Source organism: Stomatobaculum sp. (genome assembly GCF_057248925.1).
Window position 1 is genome coordinate 1 of sequence record NZ_DBHIHF010000011.1, and the last position, 23,434, is coordinate 23,434.

The 23,434-nt window shown below is 53.2% G+C and carries 29 protein-coding genes; 22 read left to right on the plus strand and 7 right to left on the minus strand.

The features are described 5' to 3' along the window. Positions 1 to 93: 93 nt before the first annotated feature. The 3 genes from ACO4XG_RS05180 to ACO4XG_RS05190 form a co-directional block, all read right to left on the minus strand. On the minus strand, positions 94 to 1,317 hold the full coding sequence (locus tag ACO4XG_RS05180; RefSeq protein WP_308507921.1) for a dicarboxylate/amino acid:cation symporter: 1,224 nt from the start codon (positions 1,315 to 1,317) through the stop codon (positions 94 to 96). A 26-nt stretch (positions 1,318 to 1,343) separates the two neighbouring features. Next, positions 1,344 to 2,657: an L-cysteine desulfidase family protein gene (locus ACO4XG_RS05185; protein WP_308507922.1), complete on the minus strand. Its 1,314-nt coding sequence runs from the start codon at positions 2,655 to 2,657 to the stop codon at positions 1,344 to 1,346. Between the two features lie 171 nt (positions 2,658 to 2,828). Next, positions 2,829 to 3,464 carry a GntR family transcriptional regulator gene (locus ACO4XG_RS05190; RefSeq protein WP_308507923.1) on the minus strand — a complete coding sequence of 212 codons (636 nt, stop codon included), beginning with the start codon at positions 3,462 to 3,464 and terminating at the stop codon, positions 2,829 to 2,831. Positions 3,465 to 3,708: 244 nt separating this feature from the next. On the opposite strand from ACO4XG_RS05190, the gene ACO4XG_RS05195 reads away from it, so the two are divergent. Together ACO4XG_RS05195 and ACO4XG_RS05200 are read left to right on the plus strand one after the other, a co-directional pair. Next, the gene (locus ACO4XG_RS05195; protein ID WP_485129664.1) at positions 3,709 to 3,993 is read left to right on the plus strand and encodes a transposase; all 285 of its coding nucleotides are present in this window, start codon (positions 3,709 to 3,711) and stop codon (positions 3,991 to 3,993) included. 201 nt (positions 3,994 to 4,194) lie between these two features. Beyond that, positions 4,195 to 4,662 carry a hypothetical protein gene (locus tag ACO4XG_RS05200; protein WP_308507924.1) on the plus strand — a complete coding sequence of 156 codons (468 nt, stop codon included), beginning with the start codon at positions 4,195 to 4,197 and terminating at the stop codon, positions 4,660 to 4,662. Positions 4,663 to 5,037: 375 nt separating this feature from the next. Here ACO4XG_RS05200 and ACO4XG_RS05205 read toward each other — a convergent pair whose 3' ends face one another. Further along, positions 5,038 to 5,748: a Crp/Fnr family transcriptional regulator gene (locus tag ACO4XG_RS05205; protein ID WP_308507925.1), complete on the minus strand. Its 711-nt coding sequence runs from the start codon at positions 5,746 to 5,748 to the stop codon at positions 5,038 to 5,040. Between the two features lie 162 nt (positions 5,749 to 5,910). Between ACO4XG_RS05205 and ACO4XG_RS05210 the strand changes: the two genes are divergently transcribed. The 10 genes from ACO4XG_RS05210 to ACO4XG_RS05255 all read left to right on the plus strand — a co-directional run bounded on the left by ACO4XG_RS05210 (position 5,911) and on the right by ACO4XG_RS05255 (position 13,102). Then, positions 5,911 to 6,867 carry an ABC transporter substrate-binding protein gene (locus ACO4XG_RS05210; protein WP_308507926.1) on the plus strand — a complete coding sequence of 319 codons (957 nt, stop codon included), beginning with the start codon at positions 5,911 to 5,913 and terminating at the stop codon, positions 6,865 to 6,867. Then, complete coding sequence (locus tag ACO4XG_RS05215; protein WP_308507927.1) at positions 6,864 to 7,817, plus strand: FecCD family ABC transporter permease; 954 nt, start codon at positions 6,864 to 6,866, stop codon at positions 7,815 to 7,817. The genes ACO4XG_RS05210 and ACO4XG_RS05215 overlap by 4 nt, the downstream gene beginning before the upstream one ends. Then, positions 7,814 to 8,593, plus strand: a complete 780-nt coding sequence (locus tag ACO4XG_RS05220; RefSeq protein WP_308507928.1) for an ABC transporter ATP-binding protein — start codon at positions 7,814 to 7,816, stop codon at positions 8,591 to 8,593. The genes ACO4XG_RS05215 and ACO4XG_RS05220 overlap by 4 nt, the downstream gene beginning before the upstream one ends. 25 nt (positions 8,594 to 8,618) lie before the next feature. Next, positions 8,619 to 9,653, plus strand: coding sequence for an anaerobic sulfite reductase subunit AsrA (asrA, locus tag ACO4XG_RS05225; RefSeq protein ID WP_308507929.1), 1,035 nt, complete (start codon positions 8,619 to 8,621; stop codon positions 9,651 to 9,653). Then, a complete protein-coding gene (asrB, locus tag ACO4XG_RS05230) occupies positions 9,646 to 10,440 on the plus strand; it encodes an anaerobic sulfite reductase subunit AsrB (RefSeq protein ID WP_308507930.1) in 795 nt (264 codons plus the stop codon). Before asrA ends, asrB begins: the two co-directional genes overlap by 8 nt. 19 nt (positions 10,441 to 10,459) lie before the next feature. Then, positions 10,460 to 11,446: a sulfite reductase subunit C gene (gene asrC, locus ACO4XG_RS05235; RefSeq protein ID WP_308507931.1), complete on the plus strand. Its 987-nt coding sequence runs from the start codon at positions 10,460 to 10,462 to the stop codon at positions 11,444 to 11,446. Positions 11,447 to 11,554: 108 nt separating this feature from the next. Next, entirely contained in the window at positions 11,555 to 11,770 is a 216-nt protein-coding gene (locus ACO4XG_RS05240; protein ID WP_308507932.1) for a DUF3791 domain-containing protein, read from the plus strand. Then, a complete protein-coding gene (locus ACO4XG_RS05245; RefSeq protein WP_308507933.1) occupies positions 11,767 to 12,210 on the plus strand; it encodes a DUF3990 domain-containing protein in 444 nt (147 codons plus the stop codon). Before ACO4XG_RS05240 ends, ACO4XG_RS05245 begins: the two co-directional genes overlap by 4 nt. A 40-nt stretch (positions 12,211 to 12,250) precedes the next feature. Next, positions 12,251 to 12,478, plus strand: a complete 228-nt coding sequence (locus ACO4XG_RS05250; protein ID WP_308507934.1) for a hypothetical protein — start codon at positions 12,251 to 12,253, stop codon at positions 12,476 to 12,478. 51 nt (positions 12,479 to 12,529) lie between these two features. Beyond that, positions 12,530 to 13,102: a nitroreductase family protein gene (locus tag ACO4XG_RS05255; RefSeq protein WP_308507935.1), complete on the plus strand. Its 573-nt coding sequence runs from the start codon at positions 12,530 to 12,532 to the stop codon at positions 13,100 to 13,102. A 52-nt stretch (positions 13,103 to 13,154) separates the two neighbouring features. Here the strand turns inward: ACO4XG_RS05255 and ACO4XG_RS05260 are convergent, their stop codons facing one another. Then, positions 13,155 to 14,168, minus strand: coding sequence for a helix-turn-helix transcriptional regulator (locus ACO4XG_RS05260; RefSeq protein ID WP_308507936.1), 1,014 nt, complete (start codon positions 14,166 to 14,168; stop codon positions 13,155 to 13,157). A 397-nt stretch (positions 14,169 to 14,565) separates the two neighbouring features. Between ACO4XG_RS05260 and ACO4XG_RS05265 the strand changes: the two genes are divergently transcribed. The 6 genes from ACO4XG_RS05265 to ACO4XG_RS05290 all read left to right on the plus strand — a co-directional run bounded on the left by ACO4XG_RS05265 (position 14,566) and on the right by ACO4XG_RS05290 (position 19,296). Continuing rightward, the gene (locus ACO4XG_RS05265) at positions 14,566 to 14,961 is read left to right on the plus strand and encodes a hypothetical protein (protein WP_308507937.1); all 396 of its coding nucleotides are present in this window, start codon (positions 14,566 to 14,568) and stop codon (positions 14,959 to 14,961) included. A 97-nt stretch (positions 14,962 to 15,058) separates the two neighbouring features. After that, a complete protein-coding gene (locus ACO4XG_RS05270) occupies positions 15,059 to 15,649 on the plus strand; it encodes an MptD family putative ECF transporter S component (protein ID WP_308507938.1) in 591 nt (196 codons plus the stop codon). Beyond that, entirely contained in the window at positions 15,649 to 16,359 is a 711-nt protein-coding gene (locus ACO4XG_RS05275) for an energy-coupling factor transporter transmembrane component T (RefSeq protein ID WP_308507939.1), read from the plus strand. Before ACO4XG_RS05270 ends, ACO4XG_RS05275 begins: the two co-directional genes overlap by 1 nt. Positions 16,360 to 16,369: 10 nt before the next feature. Further along, the gene (locus ACO4XG_RS05280; RefSeq protein WP_308507940.1) at positions 16,370 to 17,827 is read left to right on the plus strand and encodes an ABC transporter ATP-binding protein; all 1,458 of its coding nucleotides are present in this window, start codon (positions 16,370 to 16,372) and stop codon (positions 17,825 to 17,827) included. Between the two features lie 229 nt (positions 17,828 to 18,056). After that, positions 18,057 to 18,389, plus strand: coding sequence for an HIRAN domain-containing protein (locus ACO4XG_RS05285; protein WP_308507941.1), 333 nt, complete (start codon positions 18,057 to 18,059; stop codon positions 18,387 to 18,389). Positions 18,390 to 18,396: 7 nt separating this feature from the next. Beyond that, positions 18,397 to 19,296: an ATP-grasp domain-containing protein gene (locus tag ACO4XG_RS05290; protein WP_308507942.1), complete on the plus strand. Its 900-nt coding sequence runs from the start codon at positions 18,397 to 18,399 to the stop codon at positions 19,294 to 19,296. On the opposite strand, the gene ACO4XG_RS05295 is transcribed toward ACO4XG_RS05290, so the two are convergent. Further along, a complete protein-coding gene (locus ACO4XG_RS05295) occupies positions 19,221 to 20,006 on the minus strand; it encodes an RloB family protein (protein WP_308507943.1) in 786 nt (261 codons plus the stop codon). The two genes, ACO4XG_RS05290 and ACO4XG_RS05295, sit on opposite strands and share 76 nt — an antisense overlap. Further along, positions 19,930 to 21,228, minus strand: coding sequence for an AAA family ATPase (locus ACO4XG_RS05300; protein ID WP_308507944.1), 1,299 nt, complete (start codon positions 21,226 to 21,228; stop codon positions 19,930 to 19,932). Before ACO4XG_RS05300 ends, ACO4XG_RS05295 begins: the two co-directional genes overlap by 77 nt. A 197-nt stretch (positions 21,229 to 21,425) precedes the next feature. On the opposite strand from ACO4XG_RS05300, the gene ACO4XG_RS05305 reads away from it, so the two are divergent. The 4 genes from ACO4XG_RS05305 to ACO4XG_RS05320 all read left to right on the plus strand — a co-directional run bounded on the left by ACO4XG_RS05305 (position 21,426) and on the right by ACO4XG_RS05320 (position 23,318). Beyond that, a complete protein-coding gene (locus ACO4XG_RS05305; RefSeq protein ID WP_308507945.1) occupies positions 21,426 to 21,998 on the plus strand; it encodes a hypothetical protein in 573 nt (190 codons plus the stop codon). A gap of 41 nt (positions 21,999 to 22,039) precedes the next feature. Continuing rightward, positions 22,040 to 22,324 carry a TIGR04076 family protein gene (locus tag ACO4XG_RS05310; protein WP_308507946.1) on the plus strand — a complete coding sequence of 95 codons (285 nt, stop codon included), beginning with the start codon at positions 22,040 to 22,042 and terminating at the stop codon, positions 22,322 to 22,324. A gap of 202 nt (positions 22,325 to 22,526) precedes the next feature. Beyond that, positions 22,527 to 23,096: a histidine phosphatase family protein gene (locus ACO4XG_RS05315; protein ID WP_308507947.1), complete on the plus strand. Its 570-nt coding sequence runs from the start codon at positions 22,527 to 22,529 to the stop codon at positions 23,094 to 23,096. Positions 23,097 to 23,180: 84 nt separating this feature from the next. Beyond that, positions 23,181 to 23,318 carry a hypothetical protein gene (locus ACO4XG_RS05320; RefSeq protein ID WP_308507948.1) on the plus strand — a complete coding sequence of 46 codons (138 nt, stop codon included), beginning with the start codon at positions 23,181 to 23,183 and terminating at the stop codon, positions 23,316 to 23,318. The last annotated feature ends 116 nt before the right edge of the window (positions 23,319 to 23,434 follow it).

The window sequence follows — 23,434 nt, forward strand, 5'->3', positions numbered from 1 at the left end:
CAGTTGTGGTGCCTAACGATAGTCAATGTGTCCAGAATTCTGGGTACATATCATTATAGGACGGGAGCTTTGTTGTGACAGGGAAGCGTGTTTTCACAGTACGTCGCCGAGTTTTGCCTCTTTGATGCCGTGCTTTTCCGCGTAGCCCGTGAGAATCAGGGTCAGGGCGCCGTCGCCGGTCACATTGCAGGCGGTGCCGAAGGAATCCTGCAGTGCGAAGATGGTCAGCATGAGCGCCGTGCCGGTCTCGTCAAAGCCGAGCACGCCGGTAATCAGACCGAGAGACGCCATGACGGTGCCGCCGGGCACGCCGGGTGCGCCGATTGCGAAGACGCCGAGCAGCAGACAGAAGAGCACCATCTTGCCGACGGACGGGAATTCGCCGTAGAGCATCTTCGAGACTGCCATCACGAAGAAGGTCTCTGTCATTACGGAGCCGCAGAGATGGATATTCGCAAAGAGCGGAATGCCGAAATTCACGAGGTCATCGCGGAGGGTGGGTTCCGATTTTCTTGCGCACTGCAGTGCGACGGAGAGTGTCGCGGCCGAAGACATGGTGCCGACTGCGGTCATATAGGCGGGACCGTAGTGCTTCAGAATGTTCAGGCCGTTCCGGCCGGAGTAGACACTCGCGATGCCGTAGAGCAGGGTCAGCCAGAGGTAGTGGCCGATCATCACAATCACAATGATAATCAGGAAAATCGGAAGCTGCTTTGTGATGCTGCCCTCATAGGCGAGGGTGCAGAAGGTGGTGCCGATTAAGAGCGGGAGCACCGGAATCAGGAACTTCGTCACGATCGAGAGCACAATCTTCTGGAACTCTTCGAGCAGGTTGGTCGTGTACTCCGAATGGTTCCAGACCGCCGCGAGACCCACTGTGACCGAAAAGAAGAGAGCGGTCATGACGGTCATGACAGGCGGAATTTGCAGCTGGAAGATGACATCCGGGAGTTCGCGGAGTCCGTCCACGTTCGGGTTAATCGAGAGATGCGGCAAAATCGAAAAGCCGGCAATCGTCGAGCTGAAGGCAGCACCGATCGAAGAGACATAGGCAATCAGCAGCGCGACACCGAGCATGCGGGACGCGTTGTTGCCCATGCGCGTAATCGAAGGTGCGATGAAACCGATGACAATCAGCGGGACACAGAAACTGATGAACTGGCCGGCAATGTATTTGACGGTGACAACAACATTGAGGATGCCGGTGAGCAGTGCGGAATCCTCCATCGAGTTCATAGCGAGTCCGGCGACAAGACCTATGACGAGTGCAAGAACCAGCCGGAACGGCAGACTGTGTAGAAAGCCCTTCTTTTCCATAACAATTCCCTCCTTATGTTTGAAGCTCAGACGCAAGCATTGACATCAACTTTGTCAATCATGACATTCAGAATCTCGTGGTCGGTGGGTTTCATGCCGACTTTTCCGATGTAGCCTATATTCCGTATGGTCTCTTCGACATCTTCCTCTACGATGCCCTCGCCGGGCTGGAACTGCTGGTCGCGCATGCTCATCTGGTAGGCCAGAATCGCCGCGTGCACCGAAGAAGCAATCTTCGCCGCACAGCTCGGTTTTGCGCCGTCGCAGACAATGCCGCCGACATTGCCGAGGGTATTGGTAATCGTACAGGCAATGCGTCTTTCATCACCTCCTGCCATGTAAGTAATTGCCGCGCCTGCGCCGCAGGCTGCACTGACGGCACCGCAGAAAGCGGAGAGCGGGCCGATAAAGTGTTTGATGTAGATAGACACCAGGTTGCTGACGAGCAGCGCGCGGTACAATTTCTGTTTGGAGACTTGAAACTCCTCTGCGTAAACCAGAACCGGAAGGGTCACGGTGATACCCTGGTTGCCGGAGCCGGAATTAATGACGACCGGCAGGGCGCAGCCGCTCATGCGGGCGTCGGAACCGGCGGCGGCCCGTGCAATCGCCCGGGTCTTTACATCGCTGCCCCAGCTCTCGAGCATGGTTTTGCCGATGCGGGCGCCCCAGCCGTTGTCGAGTCCCTCCTGGGAAATGGCCCGGTTATAGCGAATTTGCCGTTCAAGAAGGTCGCTGACTTCCGAGAGATCCACCCGGGCGGCGTAGTCGAGCAGCCCCCGCAGTGTCATTTTGCGGCGGTCGGCGCTTGAAAGCGAGGCATTTTCCGGGTAAGCGGCGGCATTTGCCTGCTCAAAGACCGTGACGCCGTCGCGCGCCATGCGGACAATGTTGGTGTGGTGCTCCGCAATCACGACTTCCGCCGTGTGCGTGCTGCCGCGGACTTTCGCGGCGATGTAGAGATTCGGAACATCTTCCGCGAAATTGACCTCACAGAAACCGGCGTTTACGAGCTCCCGACAGCGTTCCCGCGCGCTGTCATCCGCGGCGGAAATGACTTCGAGCTTCTTGTCCGCCTGCCCGCCGGTGATGCCGAGGGTCGCGGCGACCTTGATGCCCTTTTGCCCGCCCGAGTTCGGCACGGTGACGCCTTTTACGTTTTTGATGATGTTGCCGGAGCAGTCCACTGTGATGTGGAGCGGCTCCTCCCCCAACAGTTCCTTCGCCTTTGCCGCGGCATAGGCAATCGCAATCGGCTCGGTGCAGCCCATTGCGGGCACCAGCTCTTCTCGCAGGATTGCTGTGTAATTGCTGAACGATTCTGGATTTTCAACGAACATAACAGGCCTCCTCTCACAATGATAATACCACTGATATTATCAGAATCAAGTGATTTTGACGAAAAAACCTGTAAAATTTACAAGAAAAATGGCGAAAACATAAAGAAGCCCTCTTTCCCGCGGGAACGGGAAAGAGGGCAGTCAAGAGAGCAGGCAGGGACAGGCTTCGGTTCAGAGTCCCATATACCCGCCGAAGTCGCGGAGGTCATCGCGGATGTCACGCACGAGTGCCGCCGGATCCTTCCGGGCGAGATCGGCAATGATTAACTCGTGGTGTTTTGTGTCATAGGAGAGGAGTCGGTCGGCGCGCCGGTTCCAGTAGAGCTGGGAGTAGGCGCGGAGCAGGCGTGACATGCAGCGCTTCACATTCATCGTGATAAAGGTATTGCCGCAGAACTCCATCAGTTTTTCGTGGAAGTCCATGTTGAAGCGCCAGTGCTGAATGGGGTCCACATCGTCCCGCTGACAATTCCGGTTCAGCTGCGTCAGCAGTTCGATTTCGGCTTCGCCGAAGCGCTTATAGTTCTCGCGCAGCGCGCCGCTCTCCAGAAATTCCCGGTACTGAAGCATTTCATAGATATCGATATGCGTCAGGCGTATGACTTCGTAGCCGTAGCGCGGAATGCTCTGGACAACGCCGTCCGCGCAGAGCGCAATCAGGGCATCCCGGACGGGAGACTTGCTGACTTCGTATTTCTCAATGAGTTTCTTCTCGTTCAGAATATCGCCGGGCTGATATTTGCCGGAGATAATCTCTTGAAGAACCGCATTGTAGACCATTTCCTTGAGGTTTGTATATTTCTCCATGGTTTTCGCTTACCTCCCTCATGAACTTTATTATACCGAAAACAGCGGAGAGTATGAAAGGGGAAATCTTTTGCGGAATGCAACTTCAAAAAAATACCCGCTATGCGGGTGGAGACAAATCGTTTCACAAAGAAATCACCTTTCCGCACAATAGAGGTGTCCAAGCCGCTACAGAGAAAGGAAAGGTGATTTCATGCCAAAGGCGAATCGTGCCGCACATACCAAATAGCTGTGCAAGTACCGTATCGTCGTTACGCCAAAGTATAGACGAAAAATAAGCTACAATCAATGCAAGAAGGATTTGGCTCAAATCCCACATGATCTTTGCGCATACAAAGGTGTAGAGCTTATAGTAGGACCTTTGATGCCGGACCATGTGTACATAGGAATGAGCATACCCCCGAAGATTCGTGTATCGTTTTTCATGGGATATGAAAGGGAAAAGCTCGCGTTGCGCGGAAGGCAAAGGGGAAGTGAGAGCAAGCGTTTTGATGCGCAGACTTCTTGGTTAGGCAGTAGGCGGAGATAAGGCGAGGCGTAAGTGCTTGGCACAGCGGGGATATCGGTGCGGCAGGCAACAGAGAAGTTTTAAGCGGCACTATTTTGGAGGAATGAGAAGAGAGGAACCGAGTTTCGCTTGTTTTTGCGGGACTCTGCTGTATACTGAAACATAGTGTTGTCGCGGCAAGTCTTGCGCGAAAAAGAGAAAAGATGAAGGGGGAAAACAGAGATGGGTTTAAAGGATTTGCTGAAGAAGGCGCTGACGGGGGCGTCCGATGAGGACAACCGGAAGAACAAGGCAAAAATGCGGGAGATTTTCAACTCGCTGGTTGCGGACGGAGATGCCTACACTTTGATTTACTGCCATATGGAGGTTCCGCACAATGCTGTGGTCGTGGAGGTCAATGTGCACAGCAATTACATTGTGGGCTACAAGCCGGGCGAGGTTGTGATTGTGCCGGTGAACGCGCAACTCACCGAGTGGGGCGAGGCCGAGGTCTTCAACAAGGAGAACGGCGGCAAAATTGCGTCCGGCTGGACCGGCTATTGCTCGGCATCCAAGGAAGGCGTTCACTATCAGTTCGAGCCTGTCACCTACGAGCCGGGAATCAAAGCTTCGGCCAAGTACTCCGTTGCAATTACCCAGTCCATGGAGGAAGTCACCGCATTCCGCAAGTTCTTTAAGGCAGGTCTCTGAGGCAGAGTACAGGGTATCGCAGTACGAGGCGACAGTGTGCGCCGAGATAAGGTCGCGTGACATTCGGATGGAATAGAATCGAGGCGGATAGCAGCCGGGTTCGGTTTTGATTCGGACACACGGGACCGAAAAACGGAATCAATGACAGGTATCGAACAGGTATCGAAAAAGCCCCGGGACTTTCGTCCGGAGCTTTTTTTGCGCCTTACGGTCAATCCGCTTGTGCGTGCGAAGCGACTACGGACAAGTTGTCCGTAGCACGATGAATCGGTGCAGGCGACGGCAGAGCGGTGACAATTCTGGGCGAGGCAGTTTTGCGAAGAGAAAATCCGGAAAAGACATTGTGATGCATGTTGTGTGTTTGCGCCACTTTCGTCAGGAGGCGAAGAGCGTGTAGCGGTTTCCGGTGACCGAAAGCAGACCGTCCTTCTCCATCGCGGTGAGCTCACGGCAGAGCGAGCTCCGGTTCACATTCAGGTAGTGCGCGAGTTCCGACTTGTTGAGGGGGAGATCTACGGTCAGCGTGACAGTGGCTGTCGGCGGCAGCCCGGGTAGTGCCTGAAGTCCTTCCGGACGGAGTTGCAGATAGGAGAGTATTTTCTCCCGGAGCGTGTCTTTTGAGAGAATGTCAAGTGTCTGCATGAGCTGCCCGTTTTTCTTCGCGAGGAGCTCATACATATTCTCGGTCATGATGCGGTGAAAGCGACAGTGATGCTCACAGCTTCGCATAATTTTTCCGAGCGGCAAAAAGAGAGCGGTCGCATTTCTGGCGGCGAGAAAGGAGACATGGGCCGGCGTCTTTTTCTTGCGGAGCGAAAAAGATTCGCCGAAGAGATCGCCGGGCAGCATGTAGTTTAAGAAAGACTGGTGGCCGTTCTCATCTTCCTTCAGCATGAAAATCATGCCGGAGAGCAGCATCCCGACATAGGGGACACTGTCTTCATCGAGAATCAGGAAACTGTTCCGCGGGTAGGAGCGGATGTAGCCGTCCAGACAGGGAAGCAGTGCTTCGAGCTCACCGGCGGAAAGTCCCTCAAAGAGCGGAAAACGGGTTAAGGCCTCTAAGCTGAATTCAGTAGATTCCATTGTGATACCTCATACAAGACAAACAAAAAACTGTTGCATAGGAAACAGTTTGCTTTTTGTTTTAGTATAAACTGAATTGTAAAAAGATGGTAGAGGGCGGAGAAGATTGTTATAGAATTAACAATGTCGCCGTCCCTCGGCTTGTGTTTCGGAGAAAGGAAGATGATGGAGAAGAAAAAAAATCGGCTGTACCTGGCACTATGTCTATTGTTCGGAATTCTGTTCTGCGTCGCCTGCGGCGGACAGCAGCAGACGGAGACGACGACAGCCGCGAAAGCGGAGAGCAGCGCTCAGGCCGCGGAGAGCACCGAAGCGTCAGATCTTTCGGCGGATTCGCGCGTGGTGGCACTGTCCCGCTCGGTCGGCGAGATGTGGCTCCTTGCCGGCGGAAATCTGGTCGGCGTGACCGACGATGCGATGGATCTCGAGGGACTCTCGAAGGAGTGCGCTTCGGTCGGCAAACTGTCGGCGCCGAGCGCGGAGGCGATTCTCGCGCTGCACCCGGCACTCGTGCTGACGGCGCCGGACATTCCGGCGCAGCGCGAAGTGCAGAAGACGCTTGAGGCGGCCGGTATCCGCTGTCAGGCGGTCGATATTAACAACTTTGCCGATTACGCGTCGGTGATGCAGAACTTTACCGCTGAGACCGGTCGCGCGGATCTCTACGAGAAGAATGTCACGGCGGTGCAGCAGAAGATTGACAGCGTCAAGGCAGCGCTGCCGGGCGAAGTCAAGGGGAAAACCTTCCTCGTCATCCGGGCTTCCGCGGCAAAGACCAAAGTGTTAAAGTCCGATCACTTCGCGGTTGCGATGCTCGAGGATCTCGGTCTCACGAATGCGGCACCCGAGAGCCTTTTGGATCAGCTCAGCATGGAGGGCATCACGGAGGCAAACCCGGACTACTTATTCGTGATTTTTCAGGGAGAGCCGAAGGAGGCAGAGGCAGTCTACCAGGAGTTGATCGGCGGACAGCCTGCCTACGATCAGCTGAAAGCTGTCAAGGACGGCCACACGGCCGTATTGCCGAAGGACTTGTTTCAGTATAAGCCGAATGCGCGCTGGGGCGAGGCTTACGCAAAGCTCTCAGAGCTCCTCGGGGGTGCGGCGGAAAAGCAGTGAAAAAAGGATCCTTTGTGTCCGCGCTCCTTTTCGGGCTTGCGCTGACCCTGCTTTTCACCTGGTTTTCGGTGTTCTTCGGCCTGCGCGGCGCTGCGGGAGATGTGCGGAGAATTCTCTGCTATGTGCGGGTGCCACGCACCCTCGGTGCGCTGCTCTCCGGGGCGGCGCTCGGCGCGTCGGGCTATCTCATGCAGGAAGCGCTGCACAATGCGCTTGCTTCCCCGAGTGTCATGGGCGTCAACGCGGGCGCGGGACTGTTTGCGCTGCTCGCCGCGCTCTTGTTTCCGGCAGTGACGGCGGCCCGCTTTGTGCTGGCCTTTCTCGGGGCATTGCTCTCGATTTCGCTGGTACTGCTGATTGCGAGAAAGGCGGGCTACAGCCGGAGCGTAATTGTGCTCTCCGGCGTTGCGGTCTCGGCGCTCATGGGCGCGGCGGTGAACGGCATCGTGACGTTCTTCCCGCATGCGGTTGCGGACAAGCAGGCCTTTACGCTCGGCGGCTTTGCGGGCTTACAGTATGACGGACTCTTATTTTCGGCGGTCTTTATCCTGCCGGGGCTTCTCGCGGGCGCCCTGCTCGGCGGCGGCATAGATCTCTTTTCGCTCGGCGACGAGGTCGCACAGGGGCTCGGATTATCCGTGACAAAGCATCGCTTGCTCACGATGGTGACCGCGACCGTGCTCGCGGCCGCGGCGGTCTGTATCGGCGGACTGATCGGATTTCTCGGCCTGATTGTGCCGAATGTGCTGCGGCGCTTTTTTGCGGGGCAGATGTCGGCGCGGCAGATGTTCACGCTCTCAGGGCTCTACGGCAGCGCCCTGCTTATCGCGGCCGATTTTCTGGCGCGGCGTCTCTTTTACCCCTACGAGCTGCCGGTCGGGCTGCTCTTAAGCCTTCTCGGTGCGCCGTTTTTTATCTGGATGCTGATGCACAGAAAGCGTGGCATATGATTGAAGTCAGAGAGCTGACGGCGGGTTATGCCGCAGCGGGAGCGAGGGGCGAGCCGCCCGTCATTTCGATCGCGGCGGAGACTTTTTCCGCAGGCAAAATAACGACTGTGATCGGGAAAAACGGTTGCGGTAAGTCCACGTTTTTAAAGACACTCGTGGGTCTTTTGCCGTATCAGGGCAGCATACGCTGCGACAAGCGGGAGCTAAAGACACTCTCGCCGAAGGAACGCGCGGCCTGTATCGGCTACCTTCCGCAGACACTCACAGCCCCGCACATGGATGTGCGGACGCTGGTGGCACACGGTTGTTTCCGCCGGAAAAAGATGTTCCGGTCGCTCGGAGAGAGCGACAGAGAGCAGATTGCGGCGGCACTCCGGATTGCGGACCTCGCGGCGTACGGCGACAAGCAGGTGCCCGCTTTGTCCGGCGGCGAAAGGCAGCGCGCGTTTCTCGCGATGTTGATTGCCCAGGACCCGGCTTTTTTTCTGCTCGATGAGGTGACATCCTATATGGATATTGCCCACCAGAAGGCGACGGTCGAGCTGGTGCGCTATCTCGCGGCGGCGGGCAAGGGCGTGCTGATGACCTCGCATGATCTCGCGCTCAGCTTTACGGTGAGTGACCGGATTCTCGTCATGAACGAGGGACGCATGATACTCTCCGGGACACCGGAGGAACTGCTCGAAGAGCGGGATACCCTGCGGCGCTGTTTCGGCATTTGCCTCGGGAAGACAAACTCCGGGAACGCCCTCTACGCATATGAATTGCAGAACTAACATTTTTCCACAAGGAGGAATTTCAATGGGTTACATACTGACAGAAGAAGGATTTCAGGACGCTCTGAAAGAACTTCGGAAAGAGTACCGCATTTTTGCACCGGTCCGCAAAAAGGGGGCGGGGCGCTTCACGGACATTGACGCCGTGATTTATGATGAAGTGGAAGAGGGAACCCCGATTGAACTCGAGGCGAAGTCCGATTACTCCGCCAAAGAGGCGTTGACGCCGCTCTCGGAGACGCTGTTCTTCTTCACGGAGGAGCAGTGTAAGGAGGCGGATATCGACACGAGACCGGTGCTCCTTTTCCTTCGGAGTTGCGATTTACAGGCGATGAAGCGCCTCGACGACATGTACTTACACAACGGGCGCGAGCAGGACTGGTTCTATCAGAGACGCCGCGAGAAGCTTCACTATGTGCTGATCGGCTGCGGACACAGCTATGAGAACTGCTTCTGTGTCGACATGGGAGCAAACATCACAAAGGACGGCTACGCTTTCTCGGTCGATAAGATTGACGAGAGTTACCGCATCAATGTGCTCGAAGAAGCGGTGCGCGGCGCGTTTGCATCGAGCAGCGAGCGACAGGAGGAAGTGGTGCCGCGCCATGTGACCGAGAACGAAGTCCGCGTCACTGTGCCGGAGAATATCCCGATTGAAATCGTGAAGCATCCGCTCTGGGATGAGTACAATACCCGCTGCATCGGCTGCGGACGGTGCAATTACGCCTGTCCTACCTGTTCCTGCTATACGATGCAGGACGTCTACTATACGGACAACGGCAAGGTCGGTGAGCGCCGCCGGGTCGGCAGCTCCTGCATGGTGGACGGCTACACGAATGTGGCGGGCGGCGGTCAGTACCGGAAGACACAGGGCGAGCGCATGCGCTTCAAGACGCTTCATAAGATTCGCGACTTCCGGAAGCGCTTCGGCTATGACATGTGTGTGGGCTGCGGCCGCTGCGACGATATCTGCGGCGAGTACATCAGCTTCTCCAACATCATAAACAAGGTGGCAGCTGCGGTCGAAGAGATGGAAAAGGAGGGCAGCAAGAATGCGTAATCCGTATATTCCCTATCCTTCCAAGATTTTGGAAGTTATCCGGCACACGGAGAAAGAGTTCACTTTTCGGATGGAATACAAGGGTGAGGAGCCGGTAAAGCCCGGACAGTTTTTCGAGGTTTCGATGCCGAAGTACGGCGAGGCGCCGATTTCGGTCTCGGGCATCGGCGAGGGCTTTGTGGATCTCACCATCCGCAAAGTGGGCCGCGTGACCAACGAAGTCTTTGAGAACTATGAAGGCGATACCCTCCTGCTCCGCGGTCCCTACGGAAACGGCTTTGACACCGAGCTCTATCAAGACGGCGAGACCGTGGTCGTGGCGGGAGGCACGGGTGTGTCTCCGGTGCGCGGCGTGATTGAGGCGCTCAGCGAGATGGAGAATGCCAAGCAGAAATATGTGATTGCAGGCTTCCGCAGCCCCGCGGACATGCTGTTTCGCGATGACCTTGCGGATTGGAAGGACAAGCTGAATCTGATTCTGACCGTGGACGGTGCGCCGGAAGGGTACGAGGGCAACATCGGCCTCGTCACAAAGTACATCGCAGATCTGCCGCTCGCGGATCCGGCCAAGGCAAAGGCCGTTGTGGTCGGCCCGCCGCCGATGATGAAATTTACGATCATTGAACTTCTGAAGAAGGGCTTTAAAGAGGAGAATATCACGGTCTCCTACGAGAGAAAGATGTGCTGCGGTCTCGGCAAGTGCGGACACTGCCGTGTCAGCGACACCTACATCTGCCTCGACGGACCGGTGTTCAACTATGTGGAAGCCAAAGAGATGATTGACTGAGTCAGAACGGAGAGAAGAAATGGGAGCTTTAGATATCAATTTAGGAAAACTGAAGAAAAATGCATTCCGTTACTCAAAGGTGCGCGGGGAGACGGCTTCCAGAATCCGTATTCCGGGTGGTGTCATTGACGCGAAGTCCCTGGGACGTGTCGTTGAGATTGCGGAGAAGTACGGAAACGGTCAGATCGACATCACGAACCGTCAGGGTATTGAGATTCCGGGCATTCGCCTGCAGGATATGGACAAGGTCAATCAGGAAGTGCAGCTGATCATCGACTCGCTCCGCATCAACCAGCCGGAAAAAGGCAAGGGCTATCCGGCATCAGGCACGCGCAACGTGATCGCCTGCCCGGGCGCGAGACTCTGTCCCTTCGGCTGCTATGACACGACGGCGTTTGCGCAGAAGATGGAAAATGAGATTTTCCCGAACGACCGTCATGTGAAGGTGGCCTTCACCGGCTGCTCGAATGACTGCGCAAAGGTGCGTCTGGCGGACTTCGGCATCATCGGTATGACCGAGCCGCAGTACGACCCGAACCGCTGCGTCGCCTGTGAGCAGTGCATCAAGTACTGCAAAAAGCGCTCGGTCAACGCGCTCTCGCTCGTGAACGGCAAGATTGTCCGCGACACGAAGAAGTGCATCGGTTGCGGGGTCTGCATCACCTACTGCCCGACCAGAGCGTGGACCAGAAGCAAGGAGCACTACTTCCGTCTGGTGCTGCTCGGTCGCACCGGCAAGCGGAACCCGCGTCTCGCCGAGGACTTCATCAAATGGTGTGACGAGGAGAGCATTCTCCGCATTGCGGCAAATACCTACGCCTACATCGAGGAGTACATCGATCCGGATGCGGTTGAGCACAAGGAGCACATCGGCTACATTGTGGACCGCACCGGCTTTGAGAAGTTCAAGGAGTACATCTTTAAGGATGTGACACTCAGTGAGAAGGCGGAAGTCGCGCAGCAGGTCTACTGGGGCGGCAAGCACTACGACCGCTACGGCGGCTGATTCGATTCCGGGAAGAAGAGCAGTCCCGCGTGAAAACGCGGGACTGTTTTTGCTTGAGTGTTTTTGCTACAATCAAAACAGGTAAAGAAGTGAGAGAGGAGCCGCAAGATGGATCGAGACCAATTTTCATTTGTCATATATATGATTCATGCTTGTGCGGATCGCTGGAAGGTAGAGCCCGCAGAGGTATATCAGGCGCTGAAAAAGAGTGCTTGTTTGGAACGATATTTGCTTCCGAATTATGACATCCTGCATACCCAGAGCTCTGCGTATATCATTCGGGACATTGAGGAATATCTGAATGCGCGTGAGGTGAGCATATGATTGTATATCACGGATCTAATCAAATTGTGGAGCATCCGGATGTGAGCTATTCCGATCGCAACTTGGATTTCGGCCGCGGCTTCTATGTCACTACCGTAAAGAAGCAAGCGGAGAAATGGGCGAGACGTAAGGCCGGATTTTCGAAAGGCAGCGAAAGAGCTATCCTGAATGTCTATGAAATGAAAAATGGACAGATGGGGCTTGTATTCAAAGATTTCGGTGATGATTTAGAAGCTTGGATTGATTTTGTGTGCAGTTGCCGGGACGGAGCGCAGGAATATTGCGATTTTGATGTAATCCTGGGAAAAGTAGCAAACGATAAGGTCTTTCGAGTTGGGACATGTATCAAAGCGGTATCTGGGATAAGGAGAGGGCTTTGCGAGAGATACGTGTGTATCCGGGGTATGATCAGATTGCTTTTATCACGCAGACTGCTGTAGATTGTCTTTTGAAGTTTTGCTCTTCCGAGGAGGTGAAGGTATGAGCGGAGATGTATTGGAAAAATATTACCGGGAAGTACTCGAAGAGCGCCTGATTTCACATCTTGCCGCAGTAAAGGGCATCACACTGGAAAAGGCAATGGATTGTTATTACCGTAGTCGGCTGGCGAAAAAGATTCACCAAGGACTTGATGACGTGCAATATCTGGATTATAGGGTATTGGTTCGTATTCTTTTGAATACGGAACCGGAACTGTTTGCGGCATGACGTAGTACAGCGCGGCAAGGGCTGGGATAGCCGTAGAAAGAGGGGTTTCAAATGGCAATACATGAGGGACTCAGAAAGAGAAGAAGTTATTATCAGTTGAATAAAGAGCTTCCGGTCTCGGAGGAGGCGGTGCGGGCGCTCATCGAAGAGACGACAGAGCTCATTCCGGATGCCTTCAACATGAAGAGCGCACGCGTCGTGGTGGCGCTCGGAGAGAAGCAGGATGAACTCTGGGATCGGATTTACGAGGCTTTTCAGGGTAAGGTCGCAAGAAAAAAGATTGACGGCTTCAAGGCAGCGGCAGGGACAGTGCTCTATTTCTGCGAAGAGAATACCGTAAAGGCTTTGCAGGAGAAGTTCCCGCTCTATGCGGACAATTTCCCGGTCTGGGCAAATCAGGCGAACGGTATGCTGCAGATTAACATTTGGAGCGGTCTCCGTGAACTCGGAATCGGCGCCAACCTCCAGCACTATAATCCCGTAATCGATGAGACGGTGCGGGAGCTCTTCGGCCTCCCGGACAGCTGGAAGCTGCTCGCGCAGATGCCCTTCGGCGGCATTGTTGAAGAGCGGGAGCCCAAGGCGAAAGAGAAGATTGAAGAGAGAGTGAAGTTCTATCGTTGAAGGCGGAAGTTTGAAGAAACCGTAAACCGTTAAGAAGCCCTGAGACCTAGTCTCAGGGCTTCTTTTGCGGATACTGTGCGGCGAGGCGCTGCACCTCGGAAGTCATACGGTCTACGACAGCCTGCGGCGCGACGATTCTCACATCGCCGCCAAGTCCCATAATCCAGCCGAGGAAGAGGCGACTCACCGCGACGGTGACATGGCAGCGGAAGTGCGCATCGTCAATCGGCATAATCGGAATCTCTTTTCCGAAGCGGTCTATCAGGATACCGACTTTCTCATTGGTCGCCTCGAGCGTCACAATGATCTCTTCTCCGCCGTTCATGCCGAAGAGACTCTTGGAATAGCGCGCGGTGTTAAACTGACGAAAACGCTCGAGGCCCTGTCTCCTCTCTTCAACCACAGAAATCCGTTTCATCTTGTCGACGCGGTAGTGCTTGATTTTATCGCTCGCGGCCTCATAGGCGACGAGATAATAGTATTCGCTGTCCCAGACGAGCGCCCAGGGACTGATCTGATACCAGGTGCCGTTTCTGCGAAGCTCCATTTCCTTTTTCAGGTTCCACTGAAAGTACTGAAAGCGAATTTGACAGCCTACATTGATGGCTTCGTGGATGGCATCCACATTGTAGTAGACGCTCGTGTTCATGCTTTTGATGCGATCCGAAATAATGACCTGGCGCTGCAGTTGCTTTGCCTCATGCCTGCTCACGAGGGACTCGAGTTTTGCAATCAACTCCTTGGATTTTTTTTCGGTGATAAATTTCGCTGACTGCACGGAATCCACGAGGAGTTTTAGCTCCGGGAGTTCAAAACGCCGAGACACAAGGCGGTAGAGCGTATTTCGCCCGGCTTTCACGGTATCAATGTCCATGCCGAAGTCCCGGAGTTCCTGCAAGTCGAGATACAGGGTCTTTCGATCGGCATTGACGCCGCAGGCAGCGAGCTTATCAATGATTTCCGCCATGCCGAGCGCGTGCTCGGCATCGGTTTCTTCCGTAAAAAGTTTGGCGAGATACAGGAGCTTTTGCTTCTGATGATCCCCGCGCCGCTCATTTCCTGCCATAGATTTTCTCTCCTCCGCGCGCCGCACATAGCTGCGGCTTTTTCTGTTTTCAATATAGCAGAAGCAAGGGTGCAAGGGAAGGATAAAGTCCGCTTTTCGGGACAGAAAACAGAGGGGGGAAAACAAGAAAAGAGGGGAAAGCGGAGCGTTTGGCACGGAAGGAGCGGGGCACAAAGGCAAGAGACACGAGCAAAACAAAAAGGAGAGGAAGGGAAAAGTCGGGTGCCTAGGAGAGGAAGGATGAAGTCCGTTTTTCGGGACAGAAAAGGAGGGGGAAAAACAAGAAAAGAGGGGAAAGCGGAGCGTTTGGCACGGAAGGAGCGGGGCACAAAGGCAAGAGACGCGAGCAAAACAAAAAGGAGAGGAAGAGAAAAGTCGGGTGCCTAGGAGAGGAAGGATGAAGTCCGTTTTCCGGGACAGAAAAAGAAGGGGGAAAACAAGAAAAAGGGGAAAACGAGAAAAGAGGGGAACAGGAGAGTTTGGCGCGGAAGGACCGGGGCACAAAGGCAAGAGGCGCGAGCAAAATAAAAAGGCGACGAAGGGAAATGCTGGGTATCGAGGAGAGGAAGCAAGAATGAGACCGGGGGGCGGAAGAGCAGGCGTAAGAAGGCAGAGCGTGAAGAACAGAAGGATACGAGCAGAAAGCGAGGCGCAAAGGAGAAAAGCAGCAGAAGAAAATCAGAGGGACAAGAAAAGCATAAGTGGAAAAGCAGGGGGAAAAGGCACAGAGAGAAAAATACCGCGCCGGTTGACAGGGGAAAAACGGAGTTATATAATCCTAACATATAGTTAAATGTCACAAACTGCCGCCGACAGCTGACGCAAGTTCTCAAAAAATCGACCAAAACAGTTCACACACGGCGGGTGTGCAAAACAAAAGGAGGGTACACATGAGTCAGAAGAAGACGAGTCTCGAAATCAGAGATCTGGTGACAATCGGTGTGTTCGGCGTGATTTATTTTGTCTGCATGTTTGCGGTCGGAATGATGGGCGTGGTGCCCATCCTCTACCTCTTTTATCCGATGGTGTTCGGCGTGGTGGGAGGCCCCATAGTCCTGCTCTTTATGGCAAAAGTACAAAAGCCCTGGGCACTCGTGATTTTTGGCATGATCACACCGATTATCATGTTTCTCTTCGGACATACGCTGTTGGTGCCCGGCATAGCGCTTGTCACGATGCTGGTCGCAGAGGGAATACGGCGTATCGGAAAGTACCGCTCTCTGCGCTATAACATGCTTGCCTATGTGGTCATGGCAACCCTTCTCTGCAGTTCTCTCCTGCAAATGCTCGTGATGAAGGCGCGTTATTTACAGCTCACCGAGGCGGAGATGGGGAGAGAGTATGCAGACGCCCTTGAAAGGCTGATCAGTGTCCGAAACATTGGCCTCGTGTACCTCGGTGCTGTGCTCGGCGGCATAGTGGGTGCATTTCTCGGGCGCAAGCTCTTAAGAAAGCACTTTGAAAAGGCGGGCATTGTCTGATGGAGCGGCAGTTAAAACCCTGGGAAAGTCTGCAAAGTCCCTTCAATCCGAATCCCATAACGAAATTACTCGTTATGGGGTTTTTCGGCTTAACCATCGTGCATCCGCTCTGTCTTTATGCGGAGTGGAGTATCGTTCTCTTACTCTCGCTCTTCTATCTCTTAAACGGCGACCGGAAAAGCGCGGTGCAAAACACAGTCATCTTTGCGCTGCTCTGCGCCTTTCCGAGTTTTCCGAAGCTGTACGCGCTCCCGATTCTTTTAAAGATGTTTTTGACCGTGCCCTACATGCTACGCCTACTCTACTTTCCCGTGGCAAGCGGTCGTTTCCTGATGAAGACTTCGGATGTGGGGAGCATACTGGCATCCATGGATTTTCTGCACATTCCTGAGAGTATTTCCATCCCGGTTGCGGTCATGTTCCGCTTTTTCCCCTCTTTTGCCGAAGAGAAGCGTAACATTGCGATGGCCATGAAGATACGCGGGATTCGGACGCGGAACCCGCTGCGCTATCTCGAGTATGTCACCGTGCCGCTTCTCATCATCTCTTCCAACATCGCGGAGGATATCGCAAAGGCGGCGGAGTGTAAGTGCATCGAGAATCCGGTGCCGAAGACAAGATACACGCCGGCGCGCTTGCAGCCGGTGGATGCCGTATACGCGCTCTCCATGGGCGGGCTCATGCTGCTCGGCTGGACTGTGTTGCGCTAGGAGGGAAGCCATGCTTGAAATCGAGAATTTTTGGCTCTCTTACGGAGAAGGGGAGCCGGTCTTAAAAGATATTAGTCTTACGCTCAAAGCCGGGGAATGCTTAGTGGTCACGGGGGAGAGCGGCAGCGGCAAATCTTCACTGATTCACGCAATCAACGGCCTTGCTTTTCACTATAACCAAGGCGAGGGCAGGGGACATATCCGCTTCGAAGGGGAGAGTATCGAAACGCTGCCCATCTATCAAATCGCACTTCGAATTGCGAGTGTGTTTCAGAATCCGAAGACGCACTTTTTCAATGTGAATACGACGCTGGAGCTGCTCTTTTACATGGAGAACATGGGGCTTAATCGCGCGGAGATGGATAGGCGCATGGAGGACTTACTGAAGATATTCCCCATAGAACATCTCCTCGGACGAAATATCTTTGCGCTCTCCGGCGGGGAAAAGCAGATTTTATCAGTCGCCGCCTGTTATCTCGCGGGCTGTAAGCTCATTGTCATGGATGAACCCTCCTCCAATCTGGATGAGGCCTCGATCGCGGTTCTTCAGAAAATGCTGCCCTTGTTAAAGGAAAAGGGCATAGCCCTTCTCATTGCGGAGCACAGGCTCCACTATCTAACGGTGCTCATGGATCGCCTGATTATCTTAGAAGAGGGGAGGATAGACGGAGATTTTTCGCGGGAAGCATTTCTCACTCTTTCCGAAGAGGCGCTTGCAGCTATGGGACTTAGGAGCAGGGAAAAGCCCGTGCTTCGGCTCCCCGCGTGGAAAAACGAGGGAGAGCTGACCGTGGAAACGCTCTGCTGCCCCTTCCGGCGGGGCGAAGAACTAAAGCTCAGTCAGGTCTCCTTTTCCTTCGGAAAAATCTTTGGCATCATCGGTGAAAACGGCTGCGGAAAATCTACGCTGCTCCGCGCAATGACGGGATTGGCGACACCGAAGAAGAGCCGCATCACGCTTCGGGGAAAGCCGCTGTCCGGGCGTGAGCGCATTGCACGCTCTGCCCTGGTCATGCAGGATGTGAACAGTCAGCTGTTTGCGGATTCGGTCGAGGAAGAGTTGCGGCTCGCATGGAAGGGGCGAGGACTGAGAGAGAAGACAGCGGGGGGGATGCGAGAAAAGGCAACGGAAGAGGAGATACAGCGTGCAATCGAGAACTTACTGCATGCACTCGGACTCTCTGCGTTCAGAGAGCGGCATCCCATGAGCCTTTCGGGCGGACAAAAGCAGAGACTGGCACTTGCGACCTGCCTCCTGCAGGACGCCGACTTTTTCTACTTTGACGAACCGACCAGCGGCATGGACCGGAAAAATATGCTGCGCATCGCGGCGCTCTTAAAACAGCAGCAGCGAGAGGATCGCATCCTCTTTGTAGTCTCTCACGACACTGCCTTTTTGCAGGAGGTCGCGACCGAATGCCTTGACCTGGAACTCTTCCGGAAGCGAACAGGGGAAGCGCGGAATTAAGCAGGCGTGGCCACCGAAGCACAGAACTTGCATTTCCAATGGTGAAGATAGAGCAAATTTTCATTCCGACGCCCTGTTGTCTGCTTACGAAATACAGCTTCCAACGGGCGTGACGTAATGCAACGCGCCTCTCCCGGAGGCAGTCCGTATTTTTCTGTAATGGTGTCCGTTTTTCGGGACAAGCGGGGTGGTAGACTGGAAACATAAGAAAAGCAGAGGAGGCAGAAAAATGAATCCAATCTATTTCACCATTGCCGGAACCAATTACTACTACGGGAACGAGTATTTTAAGCCGGAGATGAAGGTTCAACTCATCAAGGAGCCGGATAACAAGGCGGACAAGGAGGCAATCCGCGTGGAGCTCGAGGGACTCGGGAAAGTGGGCTATGTCGCGAACAGCCCGCACTCTGTCATCGGAAACAGTTACAGCGCAGGGCGACTTTACGATAAAATCGGGGACTCAGCGGAGGGAAAAGTGCTCTATGTCCTGCCGCAGGGAGTGCTCTGCTCGCTTGTGCAGGAAGAGAACAAAGAGAAACAAGAGCAGGGGGAAAAGGTGTGACTGAGAGGTGGATGAAGACCTTGCGGAAGAATATCGCGCAGCGCGTTGGGAGGGCGGATTTGAGACAGCAGTCTTCGACTACCAAGCTTGGTTCAGGGAACAGCGGCTAAGGCTCAGTTACGTGCCTGAGCGGGAAATCACGGCCGTCTATCGCGGCTGGATGATGAAACCGGAACAATATGCTGTCTTTTATCGGGAGCTGCTCTCACAGAAGATACGACTAATCACAACGCCCGAAATGTACGAGAAATTGCATTTATTCCCGCGCGTATACCCAGAGCTTTTGCCGAATACCGCGCGCATGCTCACGTTTCCGCTGCACGCCGAAATCGATGTGCGGGCATGCCTTAGAGAGTTTGGTCGCTTTCTTGTGAAAGATTATGTGAAGTCCGTGAAAGGCAGCGAGTTCCCCGCCTATTTTGACGAGAACTGCTCGCAGGAAGCATTCAATGTATGGATGGAGCTTTTTTACCGTTACCGCGGCGACTTGCTGACAGGCGGAATCTGTATCAAGGAATTTCTGGAACTAAAGCGCTATGAAGGCAGAACCAACGAGTACCGTGTGTTTTATGTGAACGGTGAGCCGATTCGCATAAGCCGCAATTCCGGGCAGGAGGGGACGGTGGCAGTGTTTTTTATACCCTGGATTACGCCGAACTGTCCGACGGACGCTTTACGATACTGGAATCCGGAGACGGCTCGGTTTCGGGGCTTGCCGAGGGGGAGGATGCAGCGAACTTTTATCGCTGTTTGTTCAAACACATTCAGGCTGTACCGTAACAGAGCAAAAACACGAACTCTGCCGGAAACATTCCGGCAGAGTTCGTGTTTTCATGCTTGTTCTCGTAGGAAAGAGATCGCTTCGTGGACGGTAGAGAAAGTTTTGCAGTGTGTGCAAAGCCACTGATTGCGTTCATCTTCATCGCGAAGGGTGGAAGCGGAGCTTAGTTTAAGAAGACCCTGAGAGTGCGATAGATTATCCAGCACTTTGCGGCTGTTGCTTTCTTCAGTACTGTAGTTCTTTGCAATCTGTTCTATGGAAGGTACATGTGCTTTTTCATAGCTGGGGATATACTTTTTAAGATTAGAGACAATGTTATCTTTATCAGGCGAAGTTATACAGGAAGGTGCAGACGACTCAAAATGTAACAGGAACCAGTACTCAATACAGCCACTGGTCATGAGCAGACGAACGGTGACACCAGGTCTTTTGCGGAGCTTTCGCAATTCCCGGATAATTTTAATGCGCTGATTCCACCGCAGGACGTTCTCGTCTTGTTTGCTTTGTGTCAGAAGATTATAGTCTTCCACATCGAAGAAGAACCAGATTTCATCGACGGAATCAACACTGTTTCGATATATCGCATTCTTTTGAAAGAGAAGTTTGGTCTCTTCAAAGAGTCTCGTTGATGTCATTTTCCTGGTCTTTATGACAAAACTGTTTTGAAATTCATGCTGAAGAAAATTGGCATAGGCGACTTCACTCTCACCTTCGCAGAAGACATAGATGAACGGCTTGGTTTTTTTTGTTTGCGCGGCATTATTCCACCTCTTCCGGAGTAAGCGACGGAATGGCTCCATACTTGCCGAGTAAATAAGATTTTCGAATGTTTTCATTGGTCCGTGTGCCCAAATCACTGATGCTATAGAGTTCAGAAATCCCACTGAAAGGATCCTTGTCGACAAAGTAGAGTTGGTCTTTTCGCAGCAATTCCATGGAGAGCAGCTCCGTGTCGTGTGTGGTAAAGATGAGCTGTGCTTTTCTCGGATTGCTGTGTTTACTCTGGAATTTTGCCAGGATGTACTGCACGAGCAGCGGATGTAGCGTAGTGTCAATTTCATCGATAAAAAGGACAGCTCCGGTTTGCAAGGCATGCTCAATGTCAGGTGCAAGCGCCATGAGCTGTCGGGTACCATCGGACTCGTCGTCTAGTGTAAGTGGGAAATCGGAGTGCTCACCATTTTGCTTGATGCCGGGATGATAGGCGGTTGCTTTCAATTCGCGCAGAAGCATTTGTGTATCAATCGTGTCAATGTTTTTTCGAAGGGCTTGCAGAAACTGTGCAAGCGTTGTTTTAACATCATCTGGAAGAGTGTCGGGTAAGCGATCTTCCGGTAGTTCTTTGCGATTGATTTCAAATTTCATATCAGAGATGCCAAGGTCAGCTGCTTTCGCATAGCTGTTAATAGCGCGAAGCATGTCGGGGTTTTCCGCATATGCGAGCAGCTGCCGAGGGATATCGGGATAATCTCTGGAAAAGATAACCTGCTCTCGAAACCATTGCATTGCTCGGATACAGTCTCGATCCTTCATCGTAGAAGCGACCGAAAAGTATAGCTGATTCTCTGAAACTAGTTCAGCAATCAGTTTGCGAGTTGCCTTTTCCTCTGTAAATTTAAATTGTTGTCCTTCGCGCGAGAAGACAAGAGCCTTTTGACCGCGCGGGGAATGGTACAGGCTCTCGTGAACAATCGCATTGCGCGTGGCAGAGAAGGAATACCAGTATTTCTGCTCGTTTATGATGAAAATAAAAGAAAAGACGCTTGGCTTCTGATTCGAGTAGTCATTCAGGAGAAAAGGGTGTACGGGAACTTCAGCGCCGGCATGTTGTGTGCGCTGTGCATTGCGTATAAATTGTACAGCAAGCCAGAAAGCACGTATGACATTCGTCTTACCACCGCCGTTCTTGCCGAAAATAGCAACACTGGGGAGCAGTTGAACTTTACTGTTCACCGGAATCAGGCAGGACTTAAGTGCTGAGAGGCCGCTTGCCTCCATCGAGAGAACTGTCTCATCACGGAATGATCTGTAATTCTGAAAACGAAATTCAAGTAACATAGTGCTCACCTCCGGTTCAAGTATACCACAAAAATGATATATTGGACTAAAAAAAGCACAAATAATGATATAATTTGATTGATTTCATAGAAACCGCATTAAATTAAAAACTGACATGGTATGCCCCTTGTGTTAAACTAAAAGAGATTCATAAGCCGAGAGGCCGCGTAAAAGCGGAAGAGAGGAGATACGACAGCATGGAAAAGTTGACGATTGCGGAGGCAAAACGAATCAATGACACAATGGTCTCCGAGGCGCATTTAAAACTGCACGCGGCGAATGTGGCGGCTTGCATGGGCGCGATGGCAGCGTATTTCGGTGAGGACAGGGAGCACTGGGAGGCGGTCGGCTATCTCCACGATTACGACTATGAGAAGTTCCCGGAAGAACACCTTCTGCATACCGAGCAAGAGCTGCTCGCCGAGGGCGTCCCCGCGGAAGATGTGCGCGCCATTTTAAGTCACGGCTACGGACACCGGAACGAGGTCGAGCCGAAGAGCAAGATGGAGAAGAGTCTCTACACGGTGGATGAGCTGAGCGGCATCATTCAGGCGGCGGCGCGCATGCGCCCGAACGGCATTGCTGATATGGACATCAAGAGCTTCATGAAAAAGTTTAAGAGCAAGGGCTTTGCCGCAAAGTGTAATCGAGAGATTATCCTGAAAGGCTGTGAGATGCTCGGCATGGACATCAAAGAGGTCGCGGAAATCGCGATTGCGGGTATGAAGGAACACGCCGAGGAATTGCAACTCACCGGAAATCAGGCCTGAATCAGAGCCTTTTTTAGGACAAAACAGACAGGGTGGACAGCATGGGACAGAAGAGACCTAAAATTAAACTGACAGTCATTGACCGGCGCGGCAAGATGGGCTGTCACCGCGGGCACCGGATCGGACAGACATTTGACTATGATACAGAGCGAGGCGAACTCTGTCCGATGGCGATGCACTGTGCCTTTCCCTATATTGACATTCTTCGTTACGGCGGCAAATTGCCGGGACAGCCGGAAGGAGTCGCGGAGTTCTGCTGCTCCGATGCGGACACGATTATGGTATTCCGGGCGGAAATCGTGAAAGAGGAAGAAAAGCGACCGTGACAGGAAACGGTGAGGCACGGAAGTGAGCGAATACGGAAAAGTGTCGGCGATAAGCCGGCGCTTTTCTTTTTATGCGGCGGAAAGGGCAGACAAGGCAGGCAAAATTCTGCTAAAATGCAAGAAAATCTGCATCGACCGGATGCAGGATTTGTTGACGAAAAGAAGAGAAATTGCCGTTTAAGAGCGGAGAGGAGCCAGGGAGATGCGGAACGTATATTTTGTGCGGCACGGCGAGACGGTATGGAACATTGAAAATAAAATTTGCGGGGCGACCGAGAGTCCCCTGACCGAGCGCGGCAGGGAGCAGGCGCGCGCCATCGGGCGTGAATTGAGGGCGCGCATGGACGCAGGCGAGTTAACGCTTGACCGAATACTGTGTTCGCCCTTGAGCCGCGCGCGGGATACAGCAGAGGAGATCGCGACTATACTCGAACTGCCGCTTGCGGTGGATACGAGACTCAGGGAGCAGAACTTCGGCAAGTGGGAGGGAACAGCCCGGGACGGTGTGGGTTTTCAGCGTGCCAAGGAGAACTTTATAGACAGCTTCGGCGGCGGAGAATCCATGATGCGGGTTGCGCAGCGCATTTACAATCTTTTGGATGAGCTTAGAGAAGACAAGGAGACAAGCTATCTTCTGGTTGCGCACAACGGCATCGCCCGCATTGTGGAGTCCTATTTCCGTGACATGGGAAACGAGGAATTCGCTTCTTTCGGAATTCGGAATGCCTCGCTCCGAAGCTATACCTTTCCGGAAGAGAAGACAGAAGTCTGAGCGGGGAATATGCTTGACAATTTCAGAATAACACCATAATATCTTCATAAAAGCGTAAGAAAATCGATTCCGGAGGATATAGAAATGAAGAGAGCGAAACTCGTAATAGTATTTATTTTTGACTCCATGAAGGAAACATCCGAGATGATGAGAGAACTGCGGATTTACCCCATTGACCTTGTCATGCAATTTAATGAGGAGTACGAACCGACCAAAATATGATGATTGCAGTGATACGAAAGGCGCGGGAGAACAATGAACAGAGCACGAATCACCAAGGAAATGCTAAAGGAACTGCGCGGAAAATTTGAGAAAGATCACGAACAGGAAATGGATAT